The 24,764-nt window shown below is 68.5% G+C and carries 22 protein-coding genes; 12 read left to right on the top strand and 10 right to left on the bottom strand.

Features of this window, described 5'->3' with window-relative positions; genetic code table 11:
• Positions 1–79: 79 nt before the first annotated feature.
• From pdxA to CAL26_RS17855, 4 genes are all read right to left on the bottom strand, one after another.
• Positions 80–1,126 carry a 4-hydroxythreonine-4-phosphate dehydrogenase PdxA gene (pdxA, locus tag CAL26_RS17870; protein WP_094848158.1) on the bottom strand — a complete coding sequence of 349 codons (1,047 nt, stop codon included), beginning with the start codon at positions 1,124–1,126 and terminating at the stop codon, positions 80–82.
• 9 nt (positions 1,127–1,135) lie between these two features.
• Positions 1,136–2,842, bottom strand: coding sequence for a PhoH family protein (locus CAL26_RS17865; RefSeq protein WP_094848157.1), 1,707 nt, complete (start codon positions 2,840–2,842; stop codon positions 1,136–1,138).
• A gap of 81 nt (positions 2,843–2,923) precedes the next feature.
• A complete protein-coding gene (locus CAL26_RS17860) occupies positions 2,924–3,388 on the bottom strand; it encodes a peroxiredoxin (RefSeq protein ID WP_094848156.1) in 465 nt (154 codons plus the stop codon).
• Entirely contained in the window at positions 3,385–3,840 is a 456-nt protein-coding gene (locus CAL26_RS17855; RefSeq protein WP_094849945.1) for an Mth938-like domain-containing protein, read from the bottom strand. Before CAL26_RS17855 ends, CAL26_RS17860 begins: the two co-directional genes overlap by 4 nt.
• Positions 3,841–4,008: 168 nt before the next feature.
• Here CAL26_RS17855 and alaC point away from each other — a divergent pair, with 168 nt between their 5' ends.
• The 4 genes from alaC to CAL26_RS17835 all read left to right on the top strand — a co-directional run bounded on the left by alaC (position 4,009) and on the right by CAL26_RS17835 (position 8,717).
• On the top strand, positions 4,009–5,193 hold the full coding sequence (gene alaC, locus CAL26_RS17850) for an alanine transaminase (protein ID WP_094848155.1): 1,185 nt from the start codon (positions 4,009–4,011) through the stop codon (positions 5,191–5,193).
• Between the two features lie 212 nt (positions 5,194–5,405).
• Positions 5,406–6,710: a homoserine dehydrogenase gene (locus tag CAL26_RS17845; RefSeq protein WP_094848154.1), complete on the top strand. Its 1,305-nt coding sequence runs from the start codon at positions 5,406–5,408 to the stop codon at positions 6,708–6,710.
• A complete protein-coding gene (gene thrC, locus CAL26_RS17840; RefSeq protein ID WP_094848153.1) occupies positions 6,707–8,116 on the top strand; it encodes a threonine synthase in 1,410 nt (469 codons plus the stop codon). Before CAL26_RS17845 ends, thrC begins: the two co-directional genes overlap by 4 nt.
• Positions 8,117–8,207: 91 nt before the next feature.
• Positions 8,208–8,717 carry an NUDIX domain-containing protein gene (locus CAL26_RS17835; protein ID WP_094848152.1) on the top strand — a complete coding sequence of 170 codons (510 nt, stop codon included), beginning with the start codon at positions 8,208–8,210 and terminating at the stop codon, positions 8,715–8,717.
• 81 nt (positions 8,718–8,798) lie between these two features.
• Here CAL26_RS17835 and CAL26_RS17830 read toward each other — a convergent pair whose 3' ends face one another.
• Positions 8,799–9,701: a LysR family transcriptional regulator gene (locus CAL26_RS17830; protein ID WP_143277451.1), complete on the bottom strand. Its 903-nt coding sequence runs from the start codon at positions 9,699–9,701 to the stop codon at positions 8,799–8,801.
• Positions 9,702–9,751: 50 nt separating this feature from the next.
• Positions 9,752–10,726, bottom strand: coding sequence for a D-2-hydroxyacid dehydrogenase family protein (locus CAL26_RS17825; protein ID WP_094848150.1), 975 nt, complete (start codon positions 10,724–10,726; stop codon positions 9,752–9,754).
• 280 nt (positions 10,727–11,006) lie between these two features.
• On the opposite strand from CAL26_RS17825, the gene crcB reads away from it, so the two are divergent.
• Complete coding sequence (crcB, locus tag CAL26_RS17820; protein WP_094849944.1) at positions 11,007–11,384, top strand: fluoride efflux transporter CrcB; 378 nt, start codon at positions 11,007–11,009, stop codon at positions 11,382–11,384.
• 55 nt (positions 11,385–11,439) lie between these two features.
• On the opposite strand, the gene hpnE is transcribed toward crcB, so the two are convergent.
• From hpnE to hpnC, 3 genes are read right to left on the bottom strand one after another with little or no spacing between them, the layout of a single operon-like run.
• Positions 11,440–12,834, bottom strand: coding sequence for a hydroxysqualene dehydroxylase HpnE (gene hpnE / locus CAL26_RS17815; protein ID WP_094848149.1), 1,395 nt, complete (start codon positions 12,832–12,834; stop codon positions 11,440–11,442).
• A gap of 19 nt (positions 12,835–12,853) precedes the next feature.
• The gene (hpnD, locus tag CAL26_RS17810; RefSeq protein ID WP_094848148.1) at positions 12,854–13,717 is read right to left on the bottom strand and encodes a presqualene diphosphate synthase HpnD; all 864 of its coding nucleotides are present in this window, start codon (positions 13,715–13,717) and stop codon (positions 12,854–12,856) included.
• Between the two features lies 1 nt (position 13,718).
• Positions 13,719–14,549, bottom strand: a complete 831-nt coding sequence (hpnC, locus tag CAL26_RS17805; protein WP_094848147.1) for a squalene synthase HpnC — start codon at positions 14,547–14,549, stop codon at positions 13,719–13,721.
• Positions 14,550–14,704: 155 nt separating this feature from the next.
• On the opposite strand from hpnC, the gene alr reads away from it, so the two are divergent.
• The gene (alr, locus tag CAL26_RS17800) at positions 14,705–15,850 is read left to right on the top strand and encodes an alanine racemase (RefSeq protein ID WP_094848146.1); all 1,146 of its coding nucleotides are present in this window, start codon (positions 14,705–14,707) and stop codon (positions 15,848–15,850) included.
• Between the two features lie 32 nt (positions 15,851–15,882).
• Here alr and CAL26_RS17795 read toward each other — a convergent pair whose 3' ends face one another.
• Positions 15,883–16,860 (bottom strand): Bug family tripartite tricarboxylate transporter substrate binding protein, encoded by a 978-nt coding sequence (locus CAL26_RS17795; RefSeq protein WP_094848145.1) that lies wholly within the window; start codon positions 16,858–16,860, stop codon positions 15,883–15,885.
• Between the two features lie 162 nt (positions 16,861–17,022).
• Here CAL26_RS17795 and CAL26_RS17790 point away from each other — a divergent pair, with 162 nt between their 5' ends.
• The 6 genes from CAL26_RS17790 (at position 17,023) to CAL26_RS17765 (ending at position 24,762) form a co-directional block, all read left to right on the top strand.
• Positions 17,023–18,243, top strand: coding sequence for a CaiB/BaiF CoA transferase family protein (locus CAL26_RS17790; protein ID WP_094848144.1), 1,221 nt, complete (start codon positions 17,023–17,025; stop codon positions 18,241–18,243).
• A 43-nt stretch (positions 18,244–18,286) separates the two neighbouring features.
• Entirely contained in the window at positions 18,287–19,084 is a 798-nt protein-coding gene (locus tag CAL26_RS17785; RefSeq protein WP_373454488.1) for an enoyl-CoA hydratase/isomerase family protein, read from the top strand.
• A gap of 28 nt (positions 19,085–19,112) precedes the next feature.
• Positions 19,113–20,345 (top strand): CaiB/BaiF CoA transferase family protein, encoded by a 1,233-nt coding sequence (locus CAL26_RS17780; RefSeq protein WP_094848143.1) that lies wholly within the window; start codon positions 19,113–19,115, stop codon positions 20,343–20,345.
• Positions 20,342–22,726: an acyl-CoA dehydrogenase gene (locus CAL26_RS17775; protein ID WP_094848142.1), complete on the top strand. Its 2,385-nt coding sequence runs from the start codon at positions 20,342–20,344 to the stop codon at positions 22,724–22,726. Before CAL26_RS17780 ends, CAL26_RS17775 begins: the two co-directional genes overlap by 4 nt.
• Positions 22,727–22,788: 62 nt before the next feature.
• Positions 22,789–23,760: a tripartite tricarboxylate transporter substrate binding protein gene (locus CAL26_RS17770; protein ID WP_094848141.1), complete on the top strand. Its 972-nt coding sequence runs from the start codon at positions 22,789–22,791 to the stop codon at positions 23,758–23,760.
• A 39-nt stretch (positions 23,761–23,799) separates the two neighbouring features.
• A complete protein-coding gene (locus CAL26_RS17765) occupies positions 23,800–24,762 on the top strand; it encodes a LysR family transcriptional regulator (protein WP_094848140.1) in 963 nt (320 codons plus the stop codon).
• Positions 24,763–24,764: the final 2 nt, after the last annotated feature.

Genomic DNA, 24,764 nt, shown 5'->3' with positions numbered 1-24,764 from the left:
ACGCGCGAACCGCGCCAGCCGGCCGGGATGGGAAAAATCAGACGGCGCTTATTGTAGACCGGACCGATCTGTGATTCTTTCAGTGCCCTGTCATGGCCAGCGCCAGGTCGAAGGCGACGATCAGCGACGTGGGGTCGGCGACGCCCTGCCATGCGATGTCGAAGGCGGTGCCGTGGTCGACGCTGGTGCGCACGAAAGGCAGGCCGACGGTGACGTTGACGCCTTCTTCCACGCCCAGGTACTTGACCGGGATCAGGCCCTGGTCGTGGTATTGCGCGACGACGATGTCGAAATCGCCGCGCCGGGCGCGCATGAATATCGTATCGCCCGGCCAGGGACCGCTGGCGTCGATGCCTTCCTGGCGCGCGGCCTGGATGGCCGGGCCGATGACGTCGATTTCCTCGCGGCCGAATTTGCCGTGTTCGCCGGCATGCGGATTCAGGCCGGCCACGGCCACGCGCGGCCGCGCGATGCCCATCTGCCGGCAGGCCGTGTGGGCCAGCCGGATGGCGCGCAGTTCCGATTCCAGCGTGATGCGCGCGAACACGTCGGCCAGCGCCACGTGGATGGTGACCAGCAGCACGCGCAGCTCGCGGTTGGCCAGCATCATGGCGAAGTCCTGCGTGCCGCTGCGTTCGGCCAGGATCTCCGTGTGGCCCGGATAATCGACGCCGCCCGCATGCATGGACGCCTTGTTCAGCGGCGCGGTGACGATGGCGCGGATGCGGCCGGCCAGCGCGTCGTCGATGGCGGCGCATACGTATGCGTAGGCGGCCTGTCCGGCGCGCGCGTCGACCTGGCCGGGCGGGAGATCGGCGGGCAGGGGAGGATGGCAGGCCACGACCTGGATGACGCCCGCGCGCGGCGCGGCGAGCCCGGGCGAGCCGGCGTGCGCGGCATCGCCGCCATCGCTGGCTCGGCCGATCTGGCCGGTCTGCGCCGCGCCCGGGATTTCCTCGACTTCCAGGCGCGCGCCCAGCAGTTGCACCGCGCGGCGCAGGGCGCCGGCATCGCCGTAGACGATCGCCGGCGCGTCCAGGCCTTTTGCAAAGGCCTGGACGACGATCTCCGGCCCGATGCCGGCCGCGTCGCCCATGGTGATGCCGACGGGCAGGGACTGTTTCATGCCTGCCTGCTAGAGCACGTCGCCGGCGTAGTCGGCCAGCCTGGAGCGTTCGCCGCGCTGCAGGGTGACGTGGCCGGAGTGCGGCCAGCCCTTGAAGCGGTCGACCACATAGGTCAGGCCCGAGCTGCCTTCCGTCAGGTACGGCGTATCGATCTGCGCGATGTTGCCCAGGCAGATGACCTTGGTGCCGGGGCCCGCCCGAGTGACCAGCGTCTTCATCTGCTTGGGCGTCAGGTTCTGCGCTTCGTCGATGATCAGGTACTTGTTGAGGAAGGTGCGGCCGCGCATGAAGTTCAGCGATTTCACCTTGATGCGCGAGCGGATGAGATCCATGGTGGCGGCCCGGCCCCAATCGCCGTTGCCGTCGCCGTCACCCATGTTGAGCACGTCCAGGTTGTCTTCCAGGGCGCCCATCCACGGCAGCATTTTTTCTTCTTCGGTTCCCGGCAGGAAGCCGATGTCCTCGCCCACCGGGACGGTGACGCGGGTCATGATGATTTCGGTATAGCGCTTGGTTTCCAGCACCTGCGTCAGGCCCGCCGCGAGCGCCAGCAGGGTCTTGCCGGTGCCCGCCTGCCCCAGCAGCGAAATGAAGTCGCATTCGGGATTCATGAGCAGGTTCAGCGCGAAATTCTGTTCGCGGTTGCGCGCGGTGATGCCCCACACATTGTTCTTGCCATGCGTGTAGTCGCGCAGCGTGGCCAGCACGGCCGTCTTGCCGCTGACTTCGCGCACCTGCGCGTACAGCGGCATCTGGCCTTCGAAATAGACGAACTGGTTGACCACGAATTGCGCGCACAGCGGCCCGCTGATGCGGTAGAAGGTGGTGCCGCCCTGTTGCCAGGATTCGACGTCCTTGCCGTGCTTGTTCCAGAAGTCCTCCGGCAGCTGCATCACGCCGGTGTAGAGCAGGTCGGAATCCTCGAGGACGTGGTCGTTGAAGTAGTCCTCGGCCGCCATGCCGAGCGCACGCGCCTTCAGGCGCATGTTGATGTCCTTGGACACCAGCACGACTTCGCGGTCGGTGTACTTTTCCTGCAGGGCGCGCACGACGCCCAGGATCTGGTTGTCCGCCTTGCCCATGGGCAGGTCTGACGGCAGGGTGCTGTGGATGGCCGTGGTCTGCAGCAGCAGGCGGCCGGCGGCGTCCTTGTTGCCCAGCGCGTTCAGCGCCAGCCCTTCGTCCAGCTTGACGGTGTCGCTGACCAGCGCATCCAGCGAGCGGCTGACCTGGCGGGCGTTGCGCGCCACTTCGGACATGCCTTTCTTCTGGTGGTCCAGTTCTTCCAGCGTCATCATCGGCAGGAAGATGTCGTGTTCTTCGAAGCGGAACAGGGACGTCGGATCGTGCAGCAGCACATTGGTGTCCAGCACGAACAGCTTGCGGACGCCGGTTTCGGTGCGCGCGCGGGTCTTGCGGGACGGCCCGGTCGACGGGACGGGGGCGGCGCGCAGCACCGGCGCGGCGGCGGGCGCCGGCTGGGGCTGCTCGGCGGTGGCCTTGCGGCCTGCTTCCTTGCGCGCGGGGGACTTGCCTGGCGCCCGGGCCTGTGTCTGGGGCGCGGCGATGCCGGCCAGCTGGGGCTGGACGATTTCGCTTTCCGGCTCGTCGGCCCGCGGTTGGGCCGCACGGGCGGCCGGCGTGTTGCGGGCGGCTTCGCCCGAGGGGAAGGTCAGGATGGCGGCGGGACGGGTGGGCAACTTGGGAAGCGGCATGGAGTCACTCTCCTTTGGGGGCCGGCAATATCGCCTGACTAAGCGGGGCCCACGGACGGGCCCCGGACTGCGTGAAATCGGTCAACCGATGCTCTTGGCGGCTTGCAGGACTTCTTTGGCATGGCCCGGAACCTTGACTCCGCGCCATTCCTGCACCAATACGCCGTAGGCATCGATCAGGAAGGTGCTGCGCTCGATACCGCGCACCTGTTTGCCATACATGTTTTTCTGCTTGATGACCCCAAACAGGTTGCACACGGTTTCTTCGGGGTCGGCGATCAAGGGGAAGGGCAACTCGTACTTGCAGCGGAAGTTCTCGTGGGATTTGAGGGAGTCGCGCGAAATGCCGACCACGACGCAGCCCGCGGCGAGGAAGTCGGCGTGCATGTCGCGGAAATCCTGGCTTTCCGTGGTACAGCCGGGCGTGTTGTCCTTGGGATAGAAGTAGAGCACCACGGCGCGGCCGCGGCATTGTTCCAGGCTGATGGAGCCGATGGTGCTTTCAGCGGTGAAAAGCGGGGCCGGTTTGCCTATGATCGGCTTCATTCTTCGGATTCTCCGGTCGGAATCAGGGCGACGACGACGCGCCGGCCCTCCGACATCAATATGTTGTAGGTACGTGCGGCCGCCTGGGTGTCCATGGTTTCGATGCCGATGCCCGCCTTCAGCAGCGGACGCAGGACGTCCGGCCGCAGGAAGCGCTGGCGGGCGCCGGTGCCGATGAGTAGGACTTCGGGGGCGTTGGGCGGAAGCGCGGGGGCGGTGTCGGGCTCGTCCAGGAACGCGAGCGGATCGCTGACCGGTTCGGGCAGGCCGGCGGCCCGGCGCAAAAGCGCGGAAGTGATCTGGTCAGCCGCCTTGACCGGCCATTCGGCGACGGCGCCTTCGGGGCCGAAGGAGACCGCGTGGGAAAAACGTACCAGGTTGACTTCGATATACCCGGGACCGTAAGCGGTCACGGTATTCAGTGCCGACGCAGGCTCAGTATGCAGCTTCAATAAGGACTCCGGCTTGTTGTCGGGATGATAGCGCATCGCAATGCACGCATGTTGCGCGCTCAACACGGGGCAAAAGGGCTTTTTTGTCGCCATTTGCCGGCTTGCCCGCCATCGGCTAGATTATCGGGTTAGCCCCTAATTCCCTTCCCCGCATCAAGGATTCCCGTCATGAGGAACTTCTCGCGCATCGAGCGCCTGCCGCCTTACGTTTTCAATATCACGGCCGAATTGAAAATGGCAGCACGGCGCCGCGGAGAGGACATCATCGACATGTCCATGGGCAATCCCGATGGCGCCACGCCCCGGCATATCGTCGACAAGCTGGTCGAAGCCGCCAACCGGCCCGATACCCACGGCTATTCGGTTTCCAAGGGTATTCCCCGGCTGCGCAAGGCGATTTCCGACTGGTACCAGCGCCGCTACGCGGTGGATATCGATCCGGACAGCGAAGCCATCGTCACCATCGGGTCGAAGGAAGGCCTGGCCCACCTGATGCTGGCCACCCTGGATCGCGGCGATACCGTGCTGGTGCCCAACCCCAGCTATCCCATCCATATCTATGGCGCGGTGATCGCCGGCGCCAATATCCGCTCGGTGCGCATGACGCCGGGCGTGGATTTCTTCGAGGAACTGGAGCGCGCGGTGCGCGAATCCATCCCCAAGCCCAAGATGATGGTGCTGGGCTTTCCCAGCAATCCGACCGCGCAGTGCGTGGACCTGGGCTTTTTCGAACGCGTGGTCGCGCTGGCCAAGGAACACGACATCCTGGTGGTGCACGACCTGGCCTACGCCGATATCTGCTTCGACGGCTATGTGGCGCCGTCCATCATGCAGGTGCCCGGCGCGCGCGACGTCGCGGTCGAGTTCTTCACCATGAGCAAGAGCTACAACATGGCCGGCTGGCGCATCGGCTTCATGGTCGGCAACCGCGAGCTGGTGCATGCGCTGGCGCGCATCAAGAGCTATCACGACTACGGGACGTTCACGCCCATCCAGGTGGCGTCGATCGCGGCGCTGGATGGTCCGCAGGAATGCGTCAAGCAGGTCGTGGAGCAGTACCGCAGCCGCCGCGACGTCCTGGCCCGCGGCTTGCATGAGGCCGGGTGGAACGTGGAAATCCCCAAGGCGTCCATGTATATCTGGGCGCAGATTCCGGAGCCTTACAAGGCCCAGGGCTCGCTGGAATTTTCCAAGCGCCTGCTGGCCGACGCCAAGGTCGCCGTTTCGCCGGGGATCGGTTTCGGCGAATACGGCGACGACTATGTGCGCTTCGCGCTCATCGAAAACGAGCAGCGCACGCGACAAGCCGTGCGCGGCATTAAAGAGATGTTCCGCAAGGACGGAAGAGGTTGACCCACCCCCGAAGCGCTGCGCGCTTCCCCCTCAAGGGGGCGACGCCAGCGGACCGGCGGGAAGGCCCACCCCCGAAGCGCTGCGCGCTTCCCCCTCAAGGGGGCGACGCCAGCGGACCGGGAGACCCGGATCCGCGGCGTCACGGGTAGCGGGGTACGGGCGGGGTACGGTTTTGTGCGGCGAACGATGTAAGAGTTGATGGATAACTGAAAATGAATCCCATGAAGGTGGGCCTTTTGGGCCTGGGCGTGGTGGGCGGGGGTACCTTCACGGTGCTGTCGCGCAACGCCGAAGAAATCGCACGGCGCGCGGGCCGTCGCATCGAAGTCAGCCATATCGCCGTGCGCGATGCCGCCAAGGCGGTCAGCCGCGTGGGGGACGCGGCGGCGATTACCACCGACCCTTACCAGGTCGTGCGCAATCCGGAAATCGAGATTGTCGTCGAGCTGATCGGCGGCGACACCCTGGCTCGCGAGCTGGTGCTGGAAGCCATCGCGCAGGGCAAGCACGTGGTCACGGCGAACAAGGCGCTGCTGGCCAAGCACGGCAATGAGATCTTCGCCGCGGCCTCGGCGCGCGGCGTGATGGTGGCCTTCGAAGCCGCGGTGGCGGGCGGGATCCCCATCATCAAGGCGATCCGCGAAGGCTTGACCGCCAACCGCATCGAATGGGTGGCGGGCATCATCAACGGCACCACCAACTTCATCCTGTCGGAAATGCGCACCCGCGGCCAGCCTTTCGCCGAAGTCCTGGCCGAAGCGCAGCGCCTGGGCTATGCGGAAGCCGATCCCACGTTCGACATCGAAGGCGTCGACGCCGCCCACAAGCTGACGCTGCTGGCCTCGCTGGCCTTCGGCGTGCCGGTCCAGTTCGACAAGGCCTATGTGGAAGGCATTTCCGCGCTGGCGCAGGAAGACATCGCGCACGCCGAACGCCTGGGTTATCGAATCAAGCTGCTGGGCATGACGCGACGCCGGCCGGACGGCATCGAGCTGCGCGTGCATCCCGCGCTGATCCCGTCCGAACGCCTGCTGGCCAACGTCGAAGGCCCGATGAACGCGGTGCTGGTGCGCGGCGACGCGGTCGGGCCCACGCTGTACTACGGGCAGGGCGCCGGCGAAGAACCCACGGCGTCCGCCGTGGTGGCCGATCTGGTGGACGTCACGCGGCTGCACACCGCGGATCCGGGCAATCGCGTCCCGCACCTGGCTTTCCAGCCGGATGCGATGGCCGACACGCCCATCCTGTCGATCGACCAGGTGTCGACGTCGTATTACCTGCGGCTGCGCGTGGACGACCAGCCCGGCGTGCTGGCGGACATCGCCCGCGTCCTCGCCGAACACAAGATCTCGATCGGCTCCATGATCCAGCAGCCGTCGCACATCGGCGGCGCGGACATCATCTTCCTGACGCATCAAGCCGTGGAAGGCGCGGTGAATACCGCCATCGGCCGCATCGAAGGCTTGCCTTTCGTGCGTTCGCGGGTCACGCGCATCCGCATGGAGACCCTGTCATGAAGTACGTATCCACGCGTGGCGGCATGGCGCCGCTGGCTTTCTCGGACATCCTGCTCGAAGGCCTGGCGCCGGATGGCGGGCTGGCCATACCGCAGACCTTGCCGCGGCTGTCCGCCGAGACCCTGCAAGGCTGGCGCGGCCTGCCTTACGCCGATCTGGCGTTCGAGGTGCTGCGCCTGTTCGCCGACGATATCCCGGCGGAAGATCTGCACCGCCTGACGCGGGCCGCCTATACCGACAAGATTTTCGGCAGCGAAGACATCGTGCCGGTGCGGCCGCTGGCCGGGGGCATGAGCCTGCTGGGCCTGTCCGATGGCCCGACCCTGGCGTTCAAGGACATCGCCATGCAGTTCCTTGGCCAGGTCTTCGAATACGTGCTGGCCAAGCGCGGCACCACGCTGAATATCCTGGGCGCGACGTCGGGCGATACCGGATCGGCGGCGGAATACGCGCTGCGCGGCAAGAAGGGCGTGGCGGTGTTCATGCTGTCGCCGCAAGGCCGCATGAGCCCGTTCCAGCGCGCGCAGATGTATTCGCTGCAGGACGCCAATATCCACAACATCGCCGTGCGCGGCGTGTTCGACGATTGCCAGGACATCGTCAAGCTGCTGGCCGGCGACCTGGAATTCAAGGCTGCCTGCCGCCTGGGCGCGGTCAATTCGATCAACTGGGCGCGTATCGCCGCGCAGGTGGTCTATTACATCCACGGCTGGCTGCGCGCCACCACGCACGTGGACCAGCAAGTGTCCTTCGCCGTGCCGTCGGGCAACTTCGGCAACATCCTGGCGGGCCATATCGCCCGGCGCATGGGATTGCCGGTGCGGCGCCTGGTGCTGGCCACCAACGAGAACAACGTGCTGGAGGAATTCCTGCGCACGGGGATCTACCGGCCGCGGTCCGCCGTCGACACGTATGCGACGTCCAGCCCGTCCATGGATATCTCGCGGGCCTCGAACTTCGAGCGCTTCGTCTACGACCTGATGGGCGGCGACGCGGCGCGCGTCAAGGCCTTGTGGCGCGAACTGGCGGAGACCGGCCAGTTCGACCTGTCGGCGCTGCAGCCGTCCTTCGAAGCCGAATATGGATTCGTCGGCGGCGTCAGCACGCATGCCGACCGCCTGTCCACCATCCGCTCCACCTATGACGAGGCCGGCGTGCTGATCGATCCGCACACCGCCGACGGCGTCAAGGTCGCGCGCGACTATGTCGAGCCGGGCGTGCCCATGCTGGTGCTGGAAACGGCGCTGCCGGCCAAGTTTTCCGACACGATCCAGGAAGCCCTGGGGCGTCCTGTGCCGCCGCCGGCGGGACTGGCGGACCTGGAGTCGCTGCCCCAGCGGGTCCAGGTCATGGAATGCGACGCGGAAGCCGTGAAGGCTTATGTGAAGGCGCACGCGCTGCTGTAGTGCGGTGCGGCCGGCCAGGTGCGGCCGGCCAGGTGCGGCCGGCCAGGTGCGGCCGGCCATTCAGGCGTACGCGATGGGTGCGAGGTGAGCCATGGCGAAGGCAAGTGCGGGCATCCTGATGTATCGCGTATCACGGACGGACGCCCGGACGGATTCCGCAACGGGCCACGGGTACAGGCCGGACGCCGAGGTATCTGTCCTGCTGGTCCACCCCGGCGGGCCTTACTGGCGCGCCCGCGAAGCCGGCGCCTGGTCCATCCCCAAGGGTGAAATCGACCCGGGTGAAGACCCCCGCGCCGCCGCTGTCCGCGAATTCCACGAAGAACTGGGCAGCCCGCCCGGCGAGCCGCTCATCCCCCTGGGTGAAATCGTCCAGCGCGGCGGCAAGCGCGTGATCGCCTATGCCGTGGCGGGCGAGTTCGACGCCGCGACGCTGCGCAGCAACACCTTCGAAATGGAATGGCCCCCGCGCAGCGGCCGCGTGCAGGTCTTTCCGGAAGTCGACCGCGCCGCGTGGCTGAGCCTGCCGCGCGCGCACGAAAAAATACTGGAAAGCCAGCGTCCGCTGCTCGACCGCCTGGCGCAATTGTTGAAGGGCTGAAGCCAGGCACGCCGCGTCCGCGCGATCAATCGCCGGCAACATGCTGGCCCGGCACGCGCCGGCAAAGGCCGGCGTGCGCGTTCAGGGATGTTCCGCGCGGCCGGTCCCAAGCAGGTCCCGGAGCAGCTCCATCAGCGCGGACCAGTGGCCGCCCGGCCGGGACAGCAACACGGTACGGCGGGCGATCATCAAGCCGGCCACCGGGATGGGCATGATGAGCCCGGCCCAAGGACGCAGGCTGGTGCTGGGCGCCAGCGCGACCAGGTCCGTGCTGGCCACGATGCCCAGTACCGCGTCGGACATGTATTCGGCTTCCACCATCACCGTGGGCTCGGGCAGGCCCGCTTCTTCGTGCAGGTGCGTAATGGCCTTGCGCGCCGCGCTCTCGCGGCTCGGCATGACCCAGGAATACGGCTGCAGCGCGGCCAGGCCGGGTTGCACGGTTTGGAAGACGGGGTGGCCGACGCGCGCGGCGACGCGCACGATGTCCTGGCCCAGCGTCAGGGCCTCGCAGCTGAACGTGGTGCCGGGCGCGGCGGGCACGACCGCGACGTCCAGTTCGCCGGCCTCCACCGCCATGTTCAGCGCGTCGGACTTCCCGATGACCAGGCGCAGCCGCATCGCCGGCCGCCGGCGCACCATTTCGGCCAGCGCGCGTACGACCTCGCTGTCGCCGGCCGGATTGGTCAGCCCGATCCGCAGCAGGCCCGAATGGTGGGCGCGCAGGTCGGCGGATACCTTGGCCAGTTCCTCGTGCTGCAGGCTGAGACGGCGCGCGTATTCGTGGAAGACCTCGCCTTCGCCGGTCAGGCGGGCGCCGTGGGCGCCACGCTCGAACAGCATGGCGCCCACGGAATCTTCCAGCCGCCGCAGCGCCTTGGTGATGGCAGGCTGCGTGACGTTGCAGGCGGTCGCGGCGCGGCCGAAGTGGTTGTGCCTGACCACCGCCAGGAAATACTCGATATCTACCAGGGAAAAGTGCAAGATCGCCGTCCGCGGCGCCACCGGGCGCCAGGACCGTATCTATAACCGATTCAGCCTTCGGTGCGCAGCACTTCCGGGTTCACGAGATGCGTGGGCGTGCCCGCGCAGAAGGCGTTGATGTTGTCGAAGGCCGTGCCGAAGTAAGCCTCGTAGTTGTCCTTCTCGACGAAGCCCAGGTGTGGCGTGCAAAGCGCATTGGGCAGGTGCAGCAGGGGATGGTCCGCCCCCAGGATGGGTTCCGATTCGAAGGTGTCGACCGCGGCGTATCCGGGCCGGCCGGCGCGCAGCGCGGTTTCCAGCGCGCCGGGCGCGATCAGCTCCGCGCGGCTGGTATTGACGATCAGCGCGGTGGTTTTCATGCGCGCGAGATCGGCCGCGCCGATGGCGGCCTGTGTCGACGCCCCCAGGCGCAGATGCAGGGTCAGGACATCGCTGTCGGCGAAGAACGACTCGCGGTTGGGCGCGACCTCGATACCGTCCTGGCGCGCCTGGGCGGTGGAGCCCGGGCCGCCCCACACCCAGACCTTCATGCCGAAGGCTCGGCCGTAATTGGCCACCTGCTTGCCGATGCGGCCGTAGCTCCAGACACCCAGGCGCTGGCCGCGCAGTTCCTGTCCCAGCGTTCCCTGCCACAGGCCGGCGCGCAGGCGATTCGCTTCCGCGACGAGGTGCCGGCGGCTGGCCAGCATCAAGGCCCAGGCGAGTTCGGCCGTGGCCGCGCCGGAGCCGGAGCCTTCGGCGACCGCCACGCCATGCGCGGTGCATGCCGCCACGTCCAGATGCGGCGCCACCTTGCCGATCTGGCTGATCAGGCGCAGCTGGGGCAGGCGGCGCAGCAGGTCCGCGCCGACCTGCGTGCGTTCGCGCGTCAGGACGATGGCTTCGGCATCGCGGAAGCGTTCGGCCAGCGCGTCGACGTCCTTGACGTTGTCGTGGTAGATGGCGACGTCGTGGCCGGCGAGCCGGGCAAAGCAATCCAGGCTGCGTACGCAGTCCTGGTAGTCGTCGGGGATGGCAATACGCATGGGGGCTGTCTCCACATCCTTCTGAGGCGATCACCGGCCGTTCCCGCCTGCCGGCGGGTGGGTGTCCGCGGTAGGGGGCAGTGTAGAGGAGGGCGTGCCCGCCCGACGCCCGCTGTTTCCATCCTGTGGAATTGCGGCGCGTCGGGCACGAGCGGATCGGGCTCCCGGGCCGCCATCGCCGGCGGGCGCATCGCGGATCGCGGCGGCCTTGCTCCGCCGGCATTTATTGCGATAATCCGCGCTGGTTTCCACTGGATGCGCGGTTGGGCGCATGGACGTCATGTTCACTTACGGGAATATTCTTGCCGTCGGCGTCGGCGCCGCCCTGGGCGCCTGGCTGCGCTGGGTGCTGGGCCTGTTCTTCAACGCCGGGACCTGGCCCTGGGGAACGATGGCGGCGAATCTGGTGGGCGGCTATCTGATCGGCGTCATGGTCGCCCTGGTCGCCGGGCATCCCGAGTGGCCCGCGTGGATACGCCTGATCTGCATCACCGGCTTCCTGGGCGGCCTCACCACGTTTTCGACGTTTTCCGCGGAAACCGTGGGCTTCGTGGAAAGAGGCGCCTACGGTACCGCGCTACTGTACGCGGGCGCCAGCCTGGCGGGTTCGCTACTGCTGACGGCGGCGGGGCTGTATACGGTGCGTAGCCTGGCCTGATCGCTCGGCGGGCGGTTGCATCGGATGTCGATGACCGGCGCGATCGCGCCCTGCTTTAGCGGCGCGGCTGTTCCAGGATGACCGCCGCGGCGGCCTGGCCGCTGCGGATGGCGCCTTCCAGCACGCCGGGATAGCCGGTGTCCGTCCAGTCGCCCGCCAGCGCCAACCGGGGCCACGGCGTGCGCTGCCCGGGGCGCCGCAAGCCCGGGTTGGCCAGGAAGGTGGCGCGCCTGTCGATCAGCAGGGCGGACCCCGCGACGGCAGGCATCGGCGGCAGGCCGGCGCGCTCGGCTTGTTCCCGGACCTGAGCGACCAGGGCTTCCGTGGCGGCCTGCCTGTCCTGTCCGGCAAGCGCCATGGCGGCGCTGACGACGATCGTGATATCGGCGCCGCCCGGCGCGTGCACGTCTCCGGGGATGTCTGCGCCACCCGGCGCCGGCATGCCACCGTGAAGCTCACCGCGAGCTCGCCCGGACAGCGCCGTCCGATCGAAGATCCACTGCCCATGGTGGCCGCGCGCCGGTGCGTCGGCCAGCATCATCATGGGATGCGGCAGGCGCCACGGCGCATGCAGCTTCAGGTTGAGCGTGGCGATGGGCGCGTGCGGCAGGGCGTCCAGCCCGACGGCCAGTTCCCGCGCCGGCCCGCCCGCGAACAGCCGCGCGGCCGAGTGTGGCGGCACCGCGACCACGGTCGCGTCATAGCGCTCGCCATCGATGTCGATGCCGCCGGCGGCGGGCGTCACCGCCCGCACGCTATGCCCATAGCGCATCCGGCAGCGATCGGCGGCGGCGTCCGGCCAGAGCGCCGACAGGTCCACGCGTGGCAGCAGCAGGTCCGTCGCCGCCCGCGGCCCGCCCAGGCTGTCGCGCAGGACATGGGCATAGAGCTGGGCGCAGGCCTGCGCCACGGGGGTGTTGAGCGCGGCCAGGCATAGCGGTTCCCACAATAGGCGCACGGCCCCGCGCGGCTGGCCGTGGCGCTGCATCAGGCCGCCGACGGTCTCGCCCGGCGGCACCCGCCAGCCCGCGGCACGCAACGCCCGCATCAGCCGCAGGCTGGCAAGCCGGTCGCTCCAGGACAGTCCGCGCGCGCGCAGCAGCGCGACGGCGGCGTGCCAGGGCGCCGGCAGCCGCGGCGCGGCCAGGCGGAAGCTGCCGTCCAGGGAAGCCAGGCACAAGGGCAGGCGCAGGAACAAGTCGTCCGGGTCGCGGCCCAGGCGGCGCATCAGCGCCAGCGTATCGGCATAGGCGCCCAGCAGGATGTGCTGGCCGTTATCCAGCGGCCCGTCGAAGGCCGCCGCGCCGTCGTGTGGCGGATGGGGCACGCGACGCGCGCGGCCGCCGGGCGTATGGCCGCTTTCGTAGACGGTGACGTCGCAGCCGGCCTCGCGCATGGCCGTCGCCGCCGCCAGGCCCGCCCAGCCCGCGCCGACCACGGCGGTTCTCATCGCGCGCCTCGCCTCGTCTTCATCGCGACAGGCGGCGCACCAGCCCGCGCCCGCCGCCCACCCAGGTGCGCCACGCCAGCAGCAGCTTGCGCAGCGGCGTCAACGATATGCGCTGGTGCAGCACCTGCCAGTCGTCGCGCTCGATTTCATCGAGCAGGGCATGGTAGATCGCCGCCATCATCAGGCCGGGCCGCTGCGCGCGCCGGTCGGCCTCGGGCAGCGCCGACATGGATTCCTTGTAGAGCTCGCGCGTGCGCTGGGCCTGGAAGGCCATCAAGGCGCTGAAGTTGGGGGAATAGCGGCCGTTCAGGATATCCGCCGCCTTGACCTCGAAGCGCTGCAGGTCCTCGATGGGCAAATAGATGCGGCCGCGCCGCGCATCGTCGCCGACGTCGCGGATGATGTTGGTCATCTGGAACGCCAGTCCCAGCTTTTCGGCATAGACCAGCGTGGACGGATCGGTGTAGCCGAAGATGGACGCCGACATCTCGCCGATGACGCCGGCCACGTGCCAGCAGTACTTGCGCAAGCCCGGCCAGTCCAGGTAACGCGTCTGGTCCAGGTCCATCTCCATGCCGTCGACCACCGCCAGCATGCGGTCGCGCGATATGCCGTAGGCCTGCAGATGCGGCTGCAGCGCGCGCGTCACGGGATGCTCGGGCGCGCCGCCGAAGAGGCGGTCGATCTCGGTACGCCACCACGCCAGCTTGATGCGCGCCACCGATGCGTCGGTGGCTTCATCCACCACGTCGTCGACTTCGCGGCCGAAGGCGTAGAGGGCCGTGATCGCGCGCCGCCGTTCGGGCGGCAGGAACAGGAAGGCGTAGTAGAAGCTGGAGCCGCTCTTGGCGGCCTTGTCCTGGCAATATTCGTCGGGAGTCATGTCAGCTGAAAGCGCGCCACATCATGACGCCCCAATCCCTCGCGCCCAGTTCCGGGCGATTCATGAACACGTCGTAGCGCGCGCGCTCGATGCGTTCCAGTATACGCAGTCCGCCTTGCACGACCAGGCGCAGCTCCAGGCCGATGCGGCCGGGCAGCCGGCGGGCCAGCGGAGCGCCGGAGTGTAACAGCGCGCGCGTGCGGTCCGTCATGTCGCGCATCAGCGACTCCCAGGCCGGCGTCAGCTTGCAGGTGGCGATGTCCTGCTCGGTCACGCCATGGCGGCGCAGCGCGTCCTGCGGCAGATAGACCCTGTCCTTGCGCCAGTCGATGTGCACGTCCTGCCAGAAATTCACCAGCTGCAGTCCGGTGCAGATCGCGTCCGCGTCGCGGACGTTGGCGGCGTCGGCGGCGCCGTACAGGTGCAGCATCAGGCGGCCCACCGGATTGGCCGAGCGCGCGCAATAGTCCAGCAGCGCGGGCTCATCGGCGTAGCGCTTGACCTGCACGTCCTGTTCGAAGGCGGACAGCAGGTCATAGAACGGCGTGATGGGCAACTGGTGGCTGGCGATGGTCGCCGCCAGCGGATCGAAGATCGCGCCCAGACCGGGATCGGCCACCGGACGCGCGCCCGGCTTGCCCTGCGCGATGCGGTGCAATTCCGTGCGATAGGCTTCCAGCTGCGCCAGGCGCTGCGCGTCGTCGGCGCTGCCTTCATCGGCAATGTCGTCGGCGCTGCGCGCGAAGCGGTAGATGTCGCGCACCGGCGCGCGCAGGCGGCGCGGCAGCAGCAGCGAAGCGACGGGGAAGTTTTCGTAGTGATCGACGGCCATAGCGGCGGATGGTGGGCCCTGTCCATGCAATCGGGCATTTTATCGTTCGGCAGGGGCGTTGATTTCCGCCCCGAACACGTGGCCCGGATCCGCGCCGGGCGGCGCGTGCGGGCAAGGCCTATCGGGTAGACTTGTCTGGCCTCAGGATAGCCGCAATGCCAAGACCGATTTCCGTCACCATCTCCGTTTCCGCGCTCGCGCACAATCTTGCCGTCGTCCGCCGTCATCTGCAGCAGGCCGCCGCCGCGGCATCCACGGCGGACGGCACGCCATGGATGGCGCCGTCCGTCTGGGCGGTCATCAAGGCGCACGGCTACGGCCACGGCACGGCGCAGGGCGTACAGGGCTTTGCGCGGGCGGATGGCCTTGCCATGCTGGACCTGGCGGAAGCGATCGAGTGCCGCGAGTCCGGCTGGGCCGGTCCCATCCTGCTGCTGGAAGGCCTGTTCGAACCGGCGGACCTGGATCTGGCCGATCGCTACCGCCTGTCGACGGTGGTGCATTGCCGTGAACAGCTGGACATGCTGGCACATGCCCGGCCGGATCATCCCCTGGACGTCTATGTGAAACTCAACAGCGGCATGAATCGCCTGGGTTTCGCGCCCGACGCCTATCGCGCCGCCCATGCGCGCGCGCTCGAGCTGTCCAGACTGGGCATCCTGCGCAACGTCGGTCGCATGACCCATTTCGCCAGTGCCGACGCGCCCGCCGGCGTGGCGGCGCCCATGGCGGTTTTCGAGCGTGTCGCGGGCGACCTGCCGGGGCCCGTCAGCGTATCGAACTCCGCCGCGACGCTGCGCGATCCGCGGATCGCGCTGGCGCGGCCGGGCGAGGAAAGCTGGGTGCGGCCCGGCATCTGCCTGTACGGCGCCTCGCCTTTCGCCGACGCCGATGCCGCATCCTTCGGCCTGAAGCCCGCCATGTCGCTGCGCTCGCGCATCATCGCCACGCAGGACCTGCGCGCGGGCGACGCGGTGGGCTACAGCGCCCTGTTCACGGCGGACGCGCCCATGCGCATCGGGGTGGTCGCATGCGGGTATGCGGACGGCTATCCGCGCCATGCGGGCACGGGTACGCCCGTCGTCGTGGCCGGCACGCGCACGCGCGTGCTCGGGCGCGTGTCCATGGACATGCTGGCGGTGGACCTGACCCCCGTGCCAGGCGCCGGTATCGGCGCGCCGGTTTCACTGTGGGGCGCGGACGGCCCGTCGGTGGACGAAGTGGCGCAGGCGGCCGGCACCATCGGTTACGAGCTGCTGTGCGCGCTGGCGCAGCGCGTGCCCGTGCGCACCATCGCCTGATCGCACCATCGCGTGATCGCGGGGCGGCGCGCTCAGTCCAGGCGGGCGCCCGACGTTTCGATCACCTTCTTCCACCTTGCGGCTTCCGCGTCGATCAATGCCGCCATGGCCTGTGGCGTACTGCTTTCCGGCAGCACGCCGATATCCAGCATGCGCTTGCGCACCTCGGGCGATTGCAGCACTTCCACCACCGCGGCGTTCAGCCTGGCAATGACGGCGGGCGGGGTGCCTGCGGGCACCGTCAGGTAATTGACGGGCGCCGCGTCGAAGCCCGGCAGGTCCTTGGCGATGGGGGGGACGCCAGGCAGCATGGGCAGTTCGTACGGCGTCGTGACGCCCAGCGCCTTTACCGCGCCGGACTGGATATAGGGCAGGTAGACCGCCACGCTGTCCAGCGCGATTTCCACCGTGCCGCCCAGCACGTCGCGCAAGGCGATGCTGGTGCCGGCATACGGCACATGGTCGATCTCGACGCCCGCCATGGCCTTGAACAGTTCGCCCGCCAGATGGCTGCTCGACCCGATGCCGGCGCTGGCGAAGCGCACGTCGTGCGGATGCGCGGCGGCGTACCGGACCAGGTCGGCGACCGTGGATACCGGCAGGCGCTTGCCGACGATCAGCACGCCCGGCACTACGGCCAGCTTGGACACCGCCACCAGGTCCTTGCGCGGATCGTAAGGCAGGCTCTTCATCAGATAGGGGTTGGTGATCTGCGGCCCCGGGGTGGTGTAGAGCATGGTGTAGCCATCGGGCGCGGCGCGCGCCACCTGCGTGGCCCCCAGTGTTCCGCCGGCGCCCGGCTTGTTTTCCACCACCACCGGCTGCCCCAATACCTTGCCCAGGGGCTCGGCGATCATGCGCGCGGTCAGGTCGGCGCCGCCGCCCGGCGTGAACGGCACGATCATCCGCAATGGGTGGTCGGGGTAGTCCGAGGCCGCGCCGGCCGTGGCCGCCGCGCCGAAAAGCGCCAGGCCCAGCATGGCGGTCCGCAGCAATGCACGTTTTTTCATGTTGTCTCCTTTTATGGTGATGCGGCATCAGCAACGACGATACCGGCTTGCGCCGCCGCGCGCTGTAGCGCCACGCACATAACAGCTTTGCGGTGCCGGGCAGTTCCCGGGCCGCGCCCGGCTTCCTAGACTGGCCCCTGATCGAGATCGGGAGGGTAGGCCTTGCAGCCGCTTTTATCGAATATCAAGGTGCTGGACCTGAGCCGCGTGCTGGCGGGCCCGTGGGCCAGCCAGATCCTGGCGGACCTGGGCGCCGACGTGATCAAGGTCGAACGGCCGGGCCGCGGCGACGACACGCGTTCCTGGGGACCGCCGTTCCTCAAGGACGAATCCGGCAACGACACCGCCGACGGCGCCTATTTCGTGGCGACCAACCGCGGCAAGCGCTCCATTACCCTGGACCTGCAGACGCCCGAAGGCCAGGACCTGGTCAAGGCCTTGTGCGCCGATGTGGACGTGGTGCTGGAAAACTACAAGGTCGGCACCCTGGCGCGCCTGGGGCTGGACTATGAGGCCTTGTCGAAGATCAATCCGCGCCTGGTGTATTGCTCCGTGACAGGCTTCGGCCAGACCGGCCCGCGCGCGGCGGAGCCGGCGTACGACTTCCTGATCCAGGCCATGGGCGGCCTGATGAGCGTGACCGGCGAACGCGACGACAAGCCCGGCGGCGGTCCGCAGAAGGTCGGTGTTCCCATCGTCGACCTGAGCACCGGCGTGTACGCGGCCCTGGGCATCGTTGCCGCGCTGCTGCGGCGCACGCAGACCGGGCGGGGCGAATATGTCGACGTGGCCATGCTGGACGTGCAGGTTGGCCTGCTGGCCAACCAGGCGATGAATTTCCTGCTGGGCAAGCGCGTGCCGCGCCGTACCGGCACCGCGCATCCCAACATCCAGCCGCAGCGTACGTTTCACTGCGCCGATGGCGATATCGTCGTCGTCGCCGGCAACGACGCGCAGTTCGTCGCGCTCTGCGGCGTGATCGGGCAGCCGGCGCTGGCGAACGACGAACGCTATGCCACCAACGGACAGCGCGTCAGGAACCAGGAGAGCCTGGATCCCATCCTGGACGCCATCTTCGCGCAGCGGCCGCGCGCCGACTGGCTGGACAGCCTCAAGAAGGCCGGCGTGCCCGCGGGCTCCATCAATTCCGTGCCGGAGGTCTTCGACGATCCCCAGGTCGTGCATCGCGGCATGCTGCGCCACCTGCCGCATCCGGTTGCGGGATCGGTGCCGCAGGTCATGAATCCCCTGCGCTTCGGCGGCGCGGCGCTGCGCGTGGATCGCGCGCCGCCGCTGCTGGGCGAACACACCGACGAAGTGCTGCGCGGGCTGGGCCTGGATGCCGCGCGCATCCAGGCGCTGCGCGCGCGCAAAGTGATCTGAGCCGCCGGCCGAAGACCGACTACACCCGCAGGAATACGCCACCATGAGCATGCCCGAAGCCCTGACCGGTCCCTACACCGCCCTGGACGTGACCGTCGACGACGGCGTCGCCGTCATCCTGCTGGCCAATCCGCCGGTGAACGCGCTGTCCACGCAGATGATGAACGAACTGACGTGGCTGCTGGACCGCATCTCCGAAACGCCTGAGGTGCGCGCGGTGTTGCTGTCCGGACAGGGCAAGAATTTCTGCGCGGGCGCCGACCTGAAGAATCGCGCCAGCACGATCCAGGGTCCGGGCGACCTGCCGCAGCATTCGCGCCGCACCCGTGAATGCTTTCACGCCATACGCGAATGCGCCAAGCCGGTGGTGTGCGCCATCAATGGCCCGGCCCTGGGCGCGGGCCTGGCCATCGTGGCGTCCTGCGACATCCTGGTCGCGGCGTCGACCGCCACGGTCGGCTTGCCGGAAATCAACGTGGGCTTGTTGGGCGGCGGGCGGCACGGCATGCGCCTATTCGGCCATTCGCGCCTGCGGCGCATGATGCTGACCGGCTTGCGCGTCGATGGCGACGAGCTCTATCGCCTGGGCGTGGTCGAGGCCGCCGTGCCGGCGGAGTCCCTGATGGACGAAGCGATGGCCCTGGCGCGCGAACTGGCTTCCAAGAGTCCGCTGGCGTCGATATTGGCCAAGCAGACCCTGAACGCCATCGAGGACATGAGCCTGCGCGACGGCTACCGCTACGAACAGGACATGACCGCGGCGATCGCCCGCACCGAAGATGCGCAGGAAGCGCGCCGTGCGTTCCTGGAAAAGCGCGCCCCGGTGTTCAAGGGCCGCTAGCACCGGCTTGCACCCACAAGGAGACATCATGAAAGGGCCGCTCGATGGCGTGAAAGTGCTGGACCTCAGCCGCGTGTTCTCGGGCCCCTGGGCGGGCCAGATGCTGGCGGATTTTGGCGCCGACGTCATCAAGGTCGAACGGCCCGGGCGCGGCGACGACGTGCGCCACCAGGGCTATCCGATGCCGGTCGATGGTCCCGTGCCGGCCGCGCCGCCGCGCGAGACATCGTCTTTCGTGGCGATGAACCGCGGCAAGCGTTCATTGACCATCGACATCGCGCATCCGCGCGGCCAGGAACTGTTGCGCCGGCTGGCGCTGGACGCCGACATCGTGATCGAGAACTTCAAGGCCGGCGACCTGCGGCGCCATGGCCTGGACTACGCGGCCCTGGCGGCGCTGAATCCGCGGCTGGTGTATTGCTCCATCACCGGGTTCGGCCAGGACGGTCCTTACAGCCGTCTGCCGGGCTACGACCCGATATTCCAGTCCATGAGCGGACTGATGAGCGTGACCGGCATTCCCGATGGCGAACCTGGCGCCGGCCCGGTCAAGGTCGGCTATTCGGTCTCGGACCTGACCGCCGGCTTCTACGCGGTCTGCGCCATCCTGGCCGCCCTGCGCCACCGCGACCAGGTTTCCGGCCTGGGCCAGCATATCGACCTGGCGCTGCTGGATGCGCAGATCGCCGCCATGTCCCACATCGGCATGAACTACCTGGCCAACGGCCAGCAGCCGCCGCGCACGGGAACGTCCTCGGCCATCACCGCGCCGTTTCGAGCCTACGCCTGCAAGGATGGCCACCTGATGGTGGCGGTGGGCAATGACTCGCAGTTCACATCCTTCTGCGACGCCATCGGCCTGCCGGCCCTGGCGCATGACCCGCGCTTCGCCACCAATCCGCTGCGCGCGGCGGCGCAGGCGGAGCTTTCCGCGCTGATCGAGCCGGCGTTGCGCGCGCGCACGGTCGCCGACTGGAACGCCGCCCTGGCGCGCGCCAAAGTGCCCTGCGGTCCGATCTACACGATGGATCAGGTCTTCGAAGACCCGCAGGTCCGGCACCGGCGCGTGCTGGGACGCATGGCGCACCCCGGCCTGGGCAGCATGCCGTACATCCGCAATCCCATTCATTTTTCCGGTACGCCCATCCAGGAAGGCCTGCCGCCGCCGATGCTGGGCGAACACACGGACGCCGTGCTTGCCGGCGAACTCGGCCTGAGCGCAAGCGATATCGCGGCCCTGCGGGCGGAGGGCGTCGTATGAGCCCCGAGACCCATGCCCCCGACGCCGCATTGATCGAAGAGGTGCGCGACAGCGCCCGCGACTTCCTGCGCCGCCGCGACCAGCGGCAGCGCAAGCGCGCGGCGGGCGTGCCGGACCGTCGCTATTGGAGCGAGATCGCCGGTGTCGGCTGGCTGGGCATGTCCGTGCCCGAGGACCAGGGCGGACTGGGCCTGGGTTGGTCCGCGATGGCCGCCGTCATGGAAGAAGCGGGACGCGTCCAACTGCCGGAGCCGCTGGTCGGCGCCGCCGTGCTGCCCACCGCGCTGCTCCAGCGCCTGGGGCAAGGCGACGATGGCGCGCCCGCCTGCCAACGCCTGCTGGCCGACGTCTGCGCCGGCAGCCGCATCACGTCGCTGGCGTGGCAGGAGACCGATGGCCAGCTCGAGGCCGGCGAGGGCGCCGGCGCGTTCGGCGTCAGCGTGACCTGGCGCGAGGGCGCCCACGTCCTGAACGGCGAGAAACGCCACGTCATACCGGGGGACGGCGTCGACGGCTGGCTGGTGACGGCCGATGGCGAACAGGAACCCGCGCTGTTCTACGTGCCCGCGGATACGCCGGGCGTAATCGCCAGGCCGTACGTCCGCGCCGACGGTACGCGCGCCTGCCATCTGTCTTTCGAGGCGGTGGCGCTGCCGGCCGACGCGTTGCTGGCTCGGCGCGGCGTGCTGGATGCCATCGATGCCGCGCTGGACCTGGGACGCCTGATGCAGTCGGCGGAAATGGTGGGCGCGGCGCGGCAGGTACTGTCCGACTCCGTCGAATACCTCAACACCCGGAAGCAGTTCGGCCGGCCGCTGGCGTCCTTCCAGGCCCTGCAGCATCGGGTCGTGGACGCGTCGATGCAGGTGGAGCTGGCCGCCGCCAGCCTGCGGGCGGCGCTCAAGGAATTGCCGTCCGCGGATAAAGCCTCGGCGCGCGCGTCGGCCAGCCGCGTGAAGGCGCGCGCCGCGCGCGCCGGCCTGGAGGCCGCCCGCCTGGCGGTGCAGTTGCACGGCGCCATCGGCTATACCGACGAATGCGACGTCAGCCTGTACCTGCGCGGCGCGCTGCATCAGTCCGCCTGGCTGGGCAACGCGACCGCCCACCGGCAGCGCTATGGGGCGCTCGCGCCGCCCATACGCGACGGCGGCGCGCCGGCGGATGCCGCGCCCGACGGGCAGCCGGACATGCCCGCGCAAGCGCGGGAAGCCCACGCCCCTGAAGCCTTCCCGCGCGATGCCGACTGGAACGCCATGCCCGAGGCCGATTTCCGCGCCATGCTGCGGCGTTTCTTCCATGCGCACTATCCGGAACGCCTGCGCCACATGCCGCGCCGCCTGCATTGGGAAGAGATCAAGGAGTGGTATTTCACCCTGGCGCGCCAGGGCTGGATCGCGCCGTCGTGGCCGCGCGAATATGGCGGCATGGCGCTCACGCCGGGCCGTCTGATCGCCTTCATCGAAGAGGCCGAACGCCATGGCGTGGCACGCGCGCCCGACCAGGGGCTGATCATGCTCGGTCCCATCCTGTTCCGCCATGGCACGCAGGAACAGCGCGAACGCTTCCTGCCCGGCATCCTTTCCGGCCAGGACGTATGGGCGCAGGGGTATTCCGAACCGGACGCGGGCTCCGACCTCGCGGCGCTGCGCTGCGCCGCCGTCGTCGATGGCGACGCGCTGGTCGTCACCGGCCAGAAGACGTGGTCCACGCTCGCGCAGGACGCCACCCATATGTTCATGCTGGTCAGGACCGACACCACCGTCAAGAAGCAGGCCGGCATCAGCTTCCTGCTGGTCGACCTGCGCAGCCCCGGCGTCAGCCGCAGGCCGATCCGCACGCTGGCGGGCCACGAGGAATTCTGCGAAGTGTTCTTCGACCAGGTGCGCGTCCCGCTCGCCAACCTGGTCGGTCCTTTGAATGGCGGCTGGAGCGTCGCCAAGGAACTGCTGGGCTTCGAACGGCTGTTCAGCGGCAGCCCCAAGCATGCGCATCATGCCTTGCAGCAGATCCATGCCCGCGCGCGGCAGCGCGGCCTGCTGGCCGATGCCGCTTTCCATGACCGCCTGGCCGAGCTGCGGCTGGACGTGGCCGACCTGACGGCCATGTACGAGGGATATGCCGACATCGCGCGCGCGGGGCTGCCCTTGCCGCCGCAATTGTCGCTGCTGAAGATATGGGCCACCGAGACGCACGAACGCCTGGGGGCCTTGCTGATACAGGCCGCCGATGAATACGGCGGCGCCGCGCTGGACGATGACACGGGCGCAAGCCATGTGCTGGCGCCTTACGTCAATGCGCTGGCGGCCACCATTTTCAGCGGCACCAACGAGATACAACGCAACATCTACGCCAAGCATGTGCTGGGCATGGACGGCGCCTGATAGCGCGGGCACCGGAAGCACCATAAGCACCATAAGCCCGCAGGGCACGAGGAGACGAGTCCATGAAGAAACGCCGCGCCTTGCTGGCCGCCTTGCTGTCCCTGGCCGCGGTCCCCGCATTCGCGGCCGGCGCCGCCGATGCGTGGCCCAGCCAGCCCATACGCCTGATCGTGCCGTATCCGCCCGGCGGCTCCGTCGACAACCTGGCCCGGCTGCTGGCGCCCACGCTGGGACAGAAGCTGGGGCAGCCCGTGGTCGTGGAAAACAAGGCTGGCGCTTCCGGAACCATAGGCGTGGACGCCACGGTGCGGGCCACGCCGGACGGCAGCACCTTCGGCTTCGGCGTCCCGGGCGCCATCTCCGGCTTGCCGCACGCCATGAAAGTGCCTTATGACGTCGGCGCGATCCGCTACGTGTCCCTGGTCGCGCGCATCCCGGTGGTCTTCGTCGTCAACCCGTCCATCCCGGAAACGACCCTGCCGGCCTTCATCGCCGCCGCCCGCAAGGATCCCGGCAAGTACAACTACGGCTCGGCGGGCAATCTCACCACGCCGCACCTGGCCGGCGAACTGCTCAAGCAACAGACGGGCATACAGATCATGCACGTCCCGTACAAAGGCGCGGCGCCGGCGGTCACCGCGCTGCTCTCCAACGAAGTGCAGATGTTCCCCGCCGATGCCTCGGCCGTGCTGGCCCTGATCAAGGCGGGCAAGGTGCGCGCCCTGGCGGTGGGCAGCGCCGACCGCTTCGTCGGCCTGCCGGACGTGCCGACCACCAGGGAGGTGGGGCTGGCCGGCGTGGAGGTCGAATCCAACTATGGCGTCATCGCGCCCACGGGGACGCCGGCCGCCATCGTCGACCGGATGGCCCAGGCCATCGGAGAGTCGCTGCGGGATCCGGCCCTGCGCGCCAGGATCATCGAGCAGGGCGCGGTGCCGCAAGCCACCAGCCCCGACGCGTACCGGCAGCTGATGGAATCCGAATCGCGCAAATGGGGGGAGGTGATACGCCGCGGAAAGCTGGGGCTGCAATAGGCCGTATAGTGTGTGCGCCTATTCCTTCCGACAGCCACCATGCCTACGCCCAAAGCCGCGGGACCCAGCCTGGACCTGACCGCCGACCTGCATAAATGGCGCGCCTTCGTCGCCATCGCCGAACTGGGCAGCATCACGCGCGCCGCGCTGCATCTGGACCAGGACCAGTCGGTGCTCAGCCGCCGCATCAACGCGCTGGAGCGCGAATGCAACGCGCGGCTGTTCAACCGCACCGGCCGCGGCGTGCACCTGTCCGAAGTCGGCGAACGCCTGTTCCCGCTGGTGCGGACACTGCTCGAAGACGCCGAACGCCTGGAACTGGAAGTCAACGGCCAGGCGCGCGAACCGGCCGGCGAGGTCCGCCTGGGGCTGTTGCCGTCCACCGCCCACCCGCTGATCCGGCGGCTGTTTTCGCGTCTGCGAGAACATTATCCCAAGGTGCATCTGCGGATCTTCGAAGGATCGAGCGGCCAGATAGAGGAATGGCTGACCGACAGCCGGGTGGATATCGCCATCCTGTATCGCTACGGTGAAAAGTGCCCGCCCGGCGAGACGCCGCTGGCCTTTGTGGAGTCCTATCTGGTGGGCGCGGCGGGCGACGCGCTGACCCGCGCGGGGGATATCTCCTTCGATGCGCTGGACGGGCTGCCCTTCATCCTGCCGGGCGCGCCCAACGGGCTGCGCAATACGCTGGACGGACTCGCGCGCGCCCGCAAGATCACCATCGCGCCGCTGATCGAAGCCGATTCGCTGCCCTTGATGAAGTCCATCGTCGAGCACGAAAAAATGTATACGGTGCTGCCGCTGCACGCCGTCTGGCAGGAGGTGCACGAAGGCCGCCTGAGCGTGGCCGCGCTGCGCGATCCGGCGCTGGGGCGCATCATTTCGATGGCATATTCGCGCAGCAAGGGGCCGGGCCGGACAGTCATGGAAGTCGCCGCGCAGATCGAGGTGCTGGCGCGCGAGATCGGCGGGGAAGGGGTCTGGCACGTCAGCGAGTAAAA

Source organism: Bordetella genomosp. 9 (assembly GCF_002261425.1).
Classification (GTDB): domain Bacteria; phylum Pseudomonadota; class Gammaproteobacteria; order Burkholderiales; family Burkholderiaceae_B; genus Bordetella_C.
This window is presented reverse-complemented; position numbering and strand designations above follow the sequence as displayed.

Excerpts from the sequence above, each read along its gene's own strand:
- pdxA (WP_094848158.1), bottom strand. The coding sequence starts at position 1,126 with ATGAAACAGTCCCTGCCCGTCGGCATCACCATGGGCGACGCGGCCGGC.
- CAL26_RS17865 (WP_094848157.1), bottom strand. The coding sequence starts at position 2,842 with ATGCCGCTTCCCAAGTTGCCCACCCGTCCCGCCGCCATCCTGACCTTC.
- CAL26_RS17860 (WP_094848156.1), bottom strand. The coding sequence starts at position 3,388 with ATGAAGCCGATCATAGGCAAACCGGCCCCGCTTTTCACCGCTGAAAGC.
- alaC (WP_094848155.1), top strand. The coding sequence starts at position 4,009 with ATGAGGAACTTCTCGCGCATCGAGCGCCTGCCGCCTTACGTTTTCAAT.
- CAL26_RS17845 (WP_094848154.1), top strand. The coding sequence starts at position 5,406 with ATGAATCCCATGAAGGTGGGCCTTTTGGGCCTGGGCGTGGTGGGCGGG.
- thrC (WP_094848153.1), top strand. The coding sequence starts at position 6,707 with ATGAAGTACGTATCCACGCGTGGCGGCATGGCGCCGCTGGCTTTCTCG.
- CAL26_RS17835 (WP_094848152.1), top strand. The coding sequence starts at position 8,208 with ATGGCGAAGGCAAGTGCGGGCATCCTGATGTATCGCGTATCACGGACG.
- CAL26_RS17825 (WP_094848150.1), bottom strand. The coding sequence starts at position 10,726 with ATGCGTATTGCCATCCCCGACGACTACCAGGACTGCGTACGCAGCCTG.
- crcB (WP_094849944.1), top strand. The coding sequence starts at position 11,007 with ATGTTCACTTACGGGAATATTCTTGCCGTCGGCGTCGGCGCCGCCCTG.
- hpnE (WP_094848149.1), bottom strand. The coding sequence starts at position 12,834 with ATGAGAACCGCCGTGGTCGGCGCGGGCTGGGCGGGCCTGGCGGCGGCG.
- hpnD (WP_094848148.1), bottom strand. The coding sequence starts at position 13,717 with ATGACTCCCGACGAATATTGCCAGGACAAGGCCGCCAAGAGCGGCTCC.
- hpnC (WP_094848147.1), bottom strand. The coding sequence starts at position 14,549 with ATGGCCGTCGATCACTACGAAAACTTCCCCGTCGCTTCGCTGCTGCTG.
- alr (WP_094848146.1), top strand. The coding sequence starts at position 14,705 with ATGCCAAGACCGATTTCCGTCACCATCTCCGTTTCCGCGCTCGCGCAC.
- CAL26_RS17795 (WP_094848145.1), bottom strand. The coding sequence starts at position 16,860 with ATGAAAAAACGTGCATTGCTGCGGACCGCCATGCTGGGCCTGGCGCTT.
- CAL26_RS17785 (WP_373454488.1), top strand. The coding sequence starts at position 18,287 with ATGAGCATGCCCGAAGCCCTGACCGGTCCCTACACCGCCCTGGACGTG.
- CAL26_RS17780 (WP_094848143.1), top strand. The coding sequence starts at position 19,113 with ATGAAAGGGCCGCTCGATGGCGTGAAAGTGCTGGACCTCAGCCGCGTG.
- CAL26_RS17775 (WP_094848142.1), top strand. The coding sequence starts at position 20,342 with ATGAGCCCCGAGACCCATGCCCCCGACGCCGCATTGATCGAAGAGGTG.
- CAL26_RS17770 (WP_094848141.1), top strand. The coding sequence starts at position 22,789 with ATGAAGAAACGCCGCGCCTTGCTGGCCGCCTTGCTGTCCCTGGCCGCG.
- CAL26_RS17765 (WP_094848140.1), top strand. The coding sequence starts at position 23,800 with ATGCCTACGCCCAAAGCCGCGGGACCCAGCCTGGACCTGACCGCCGAC.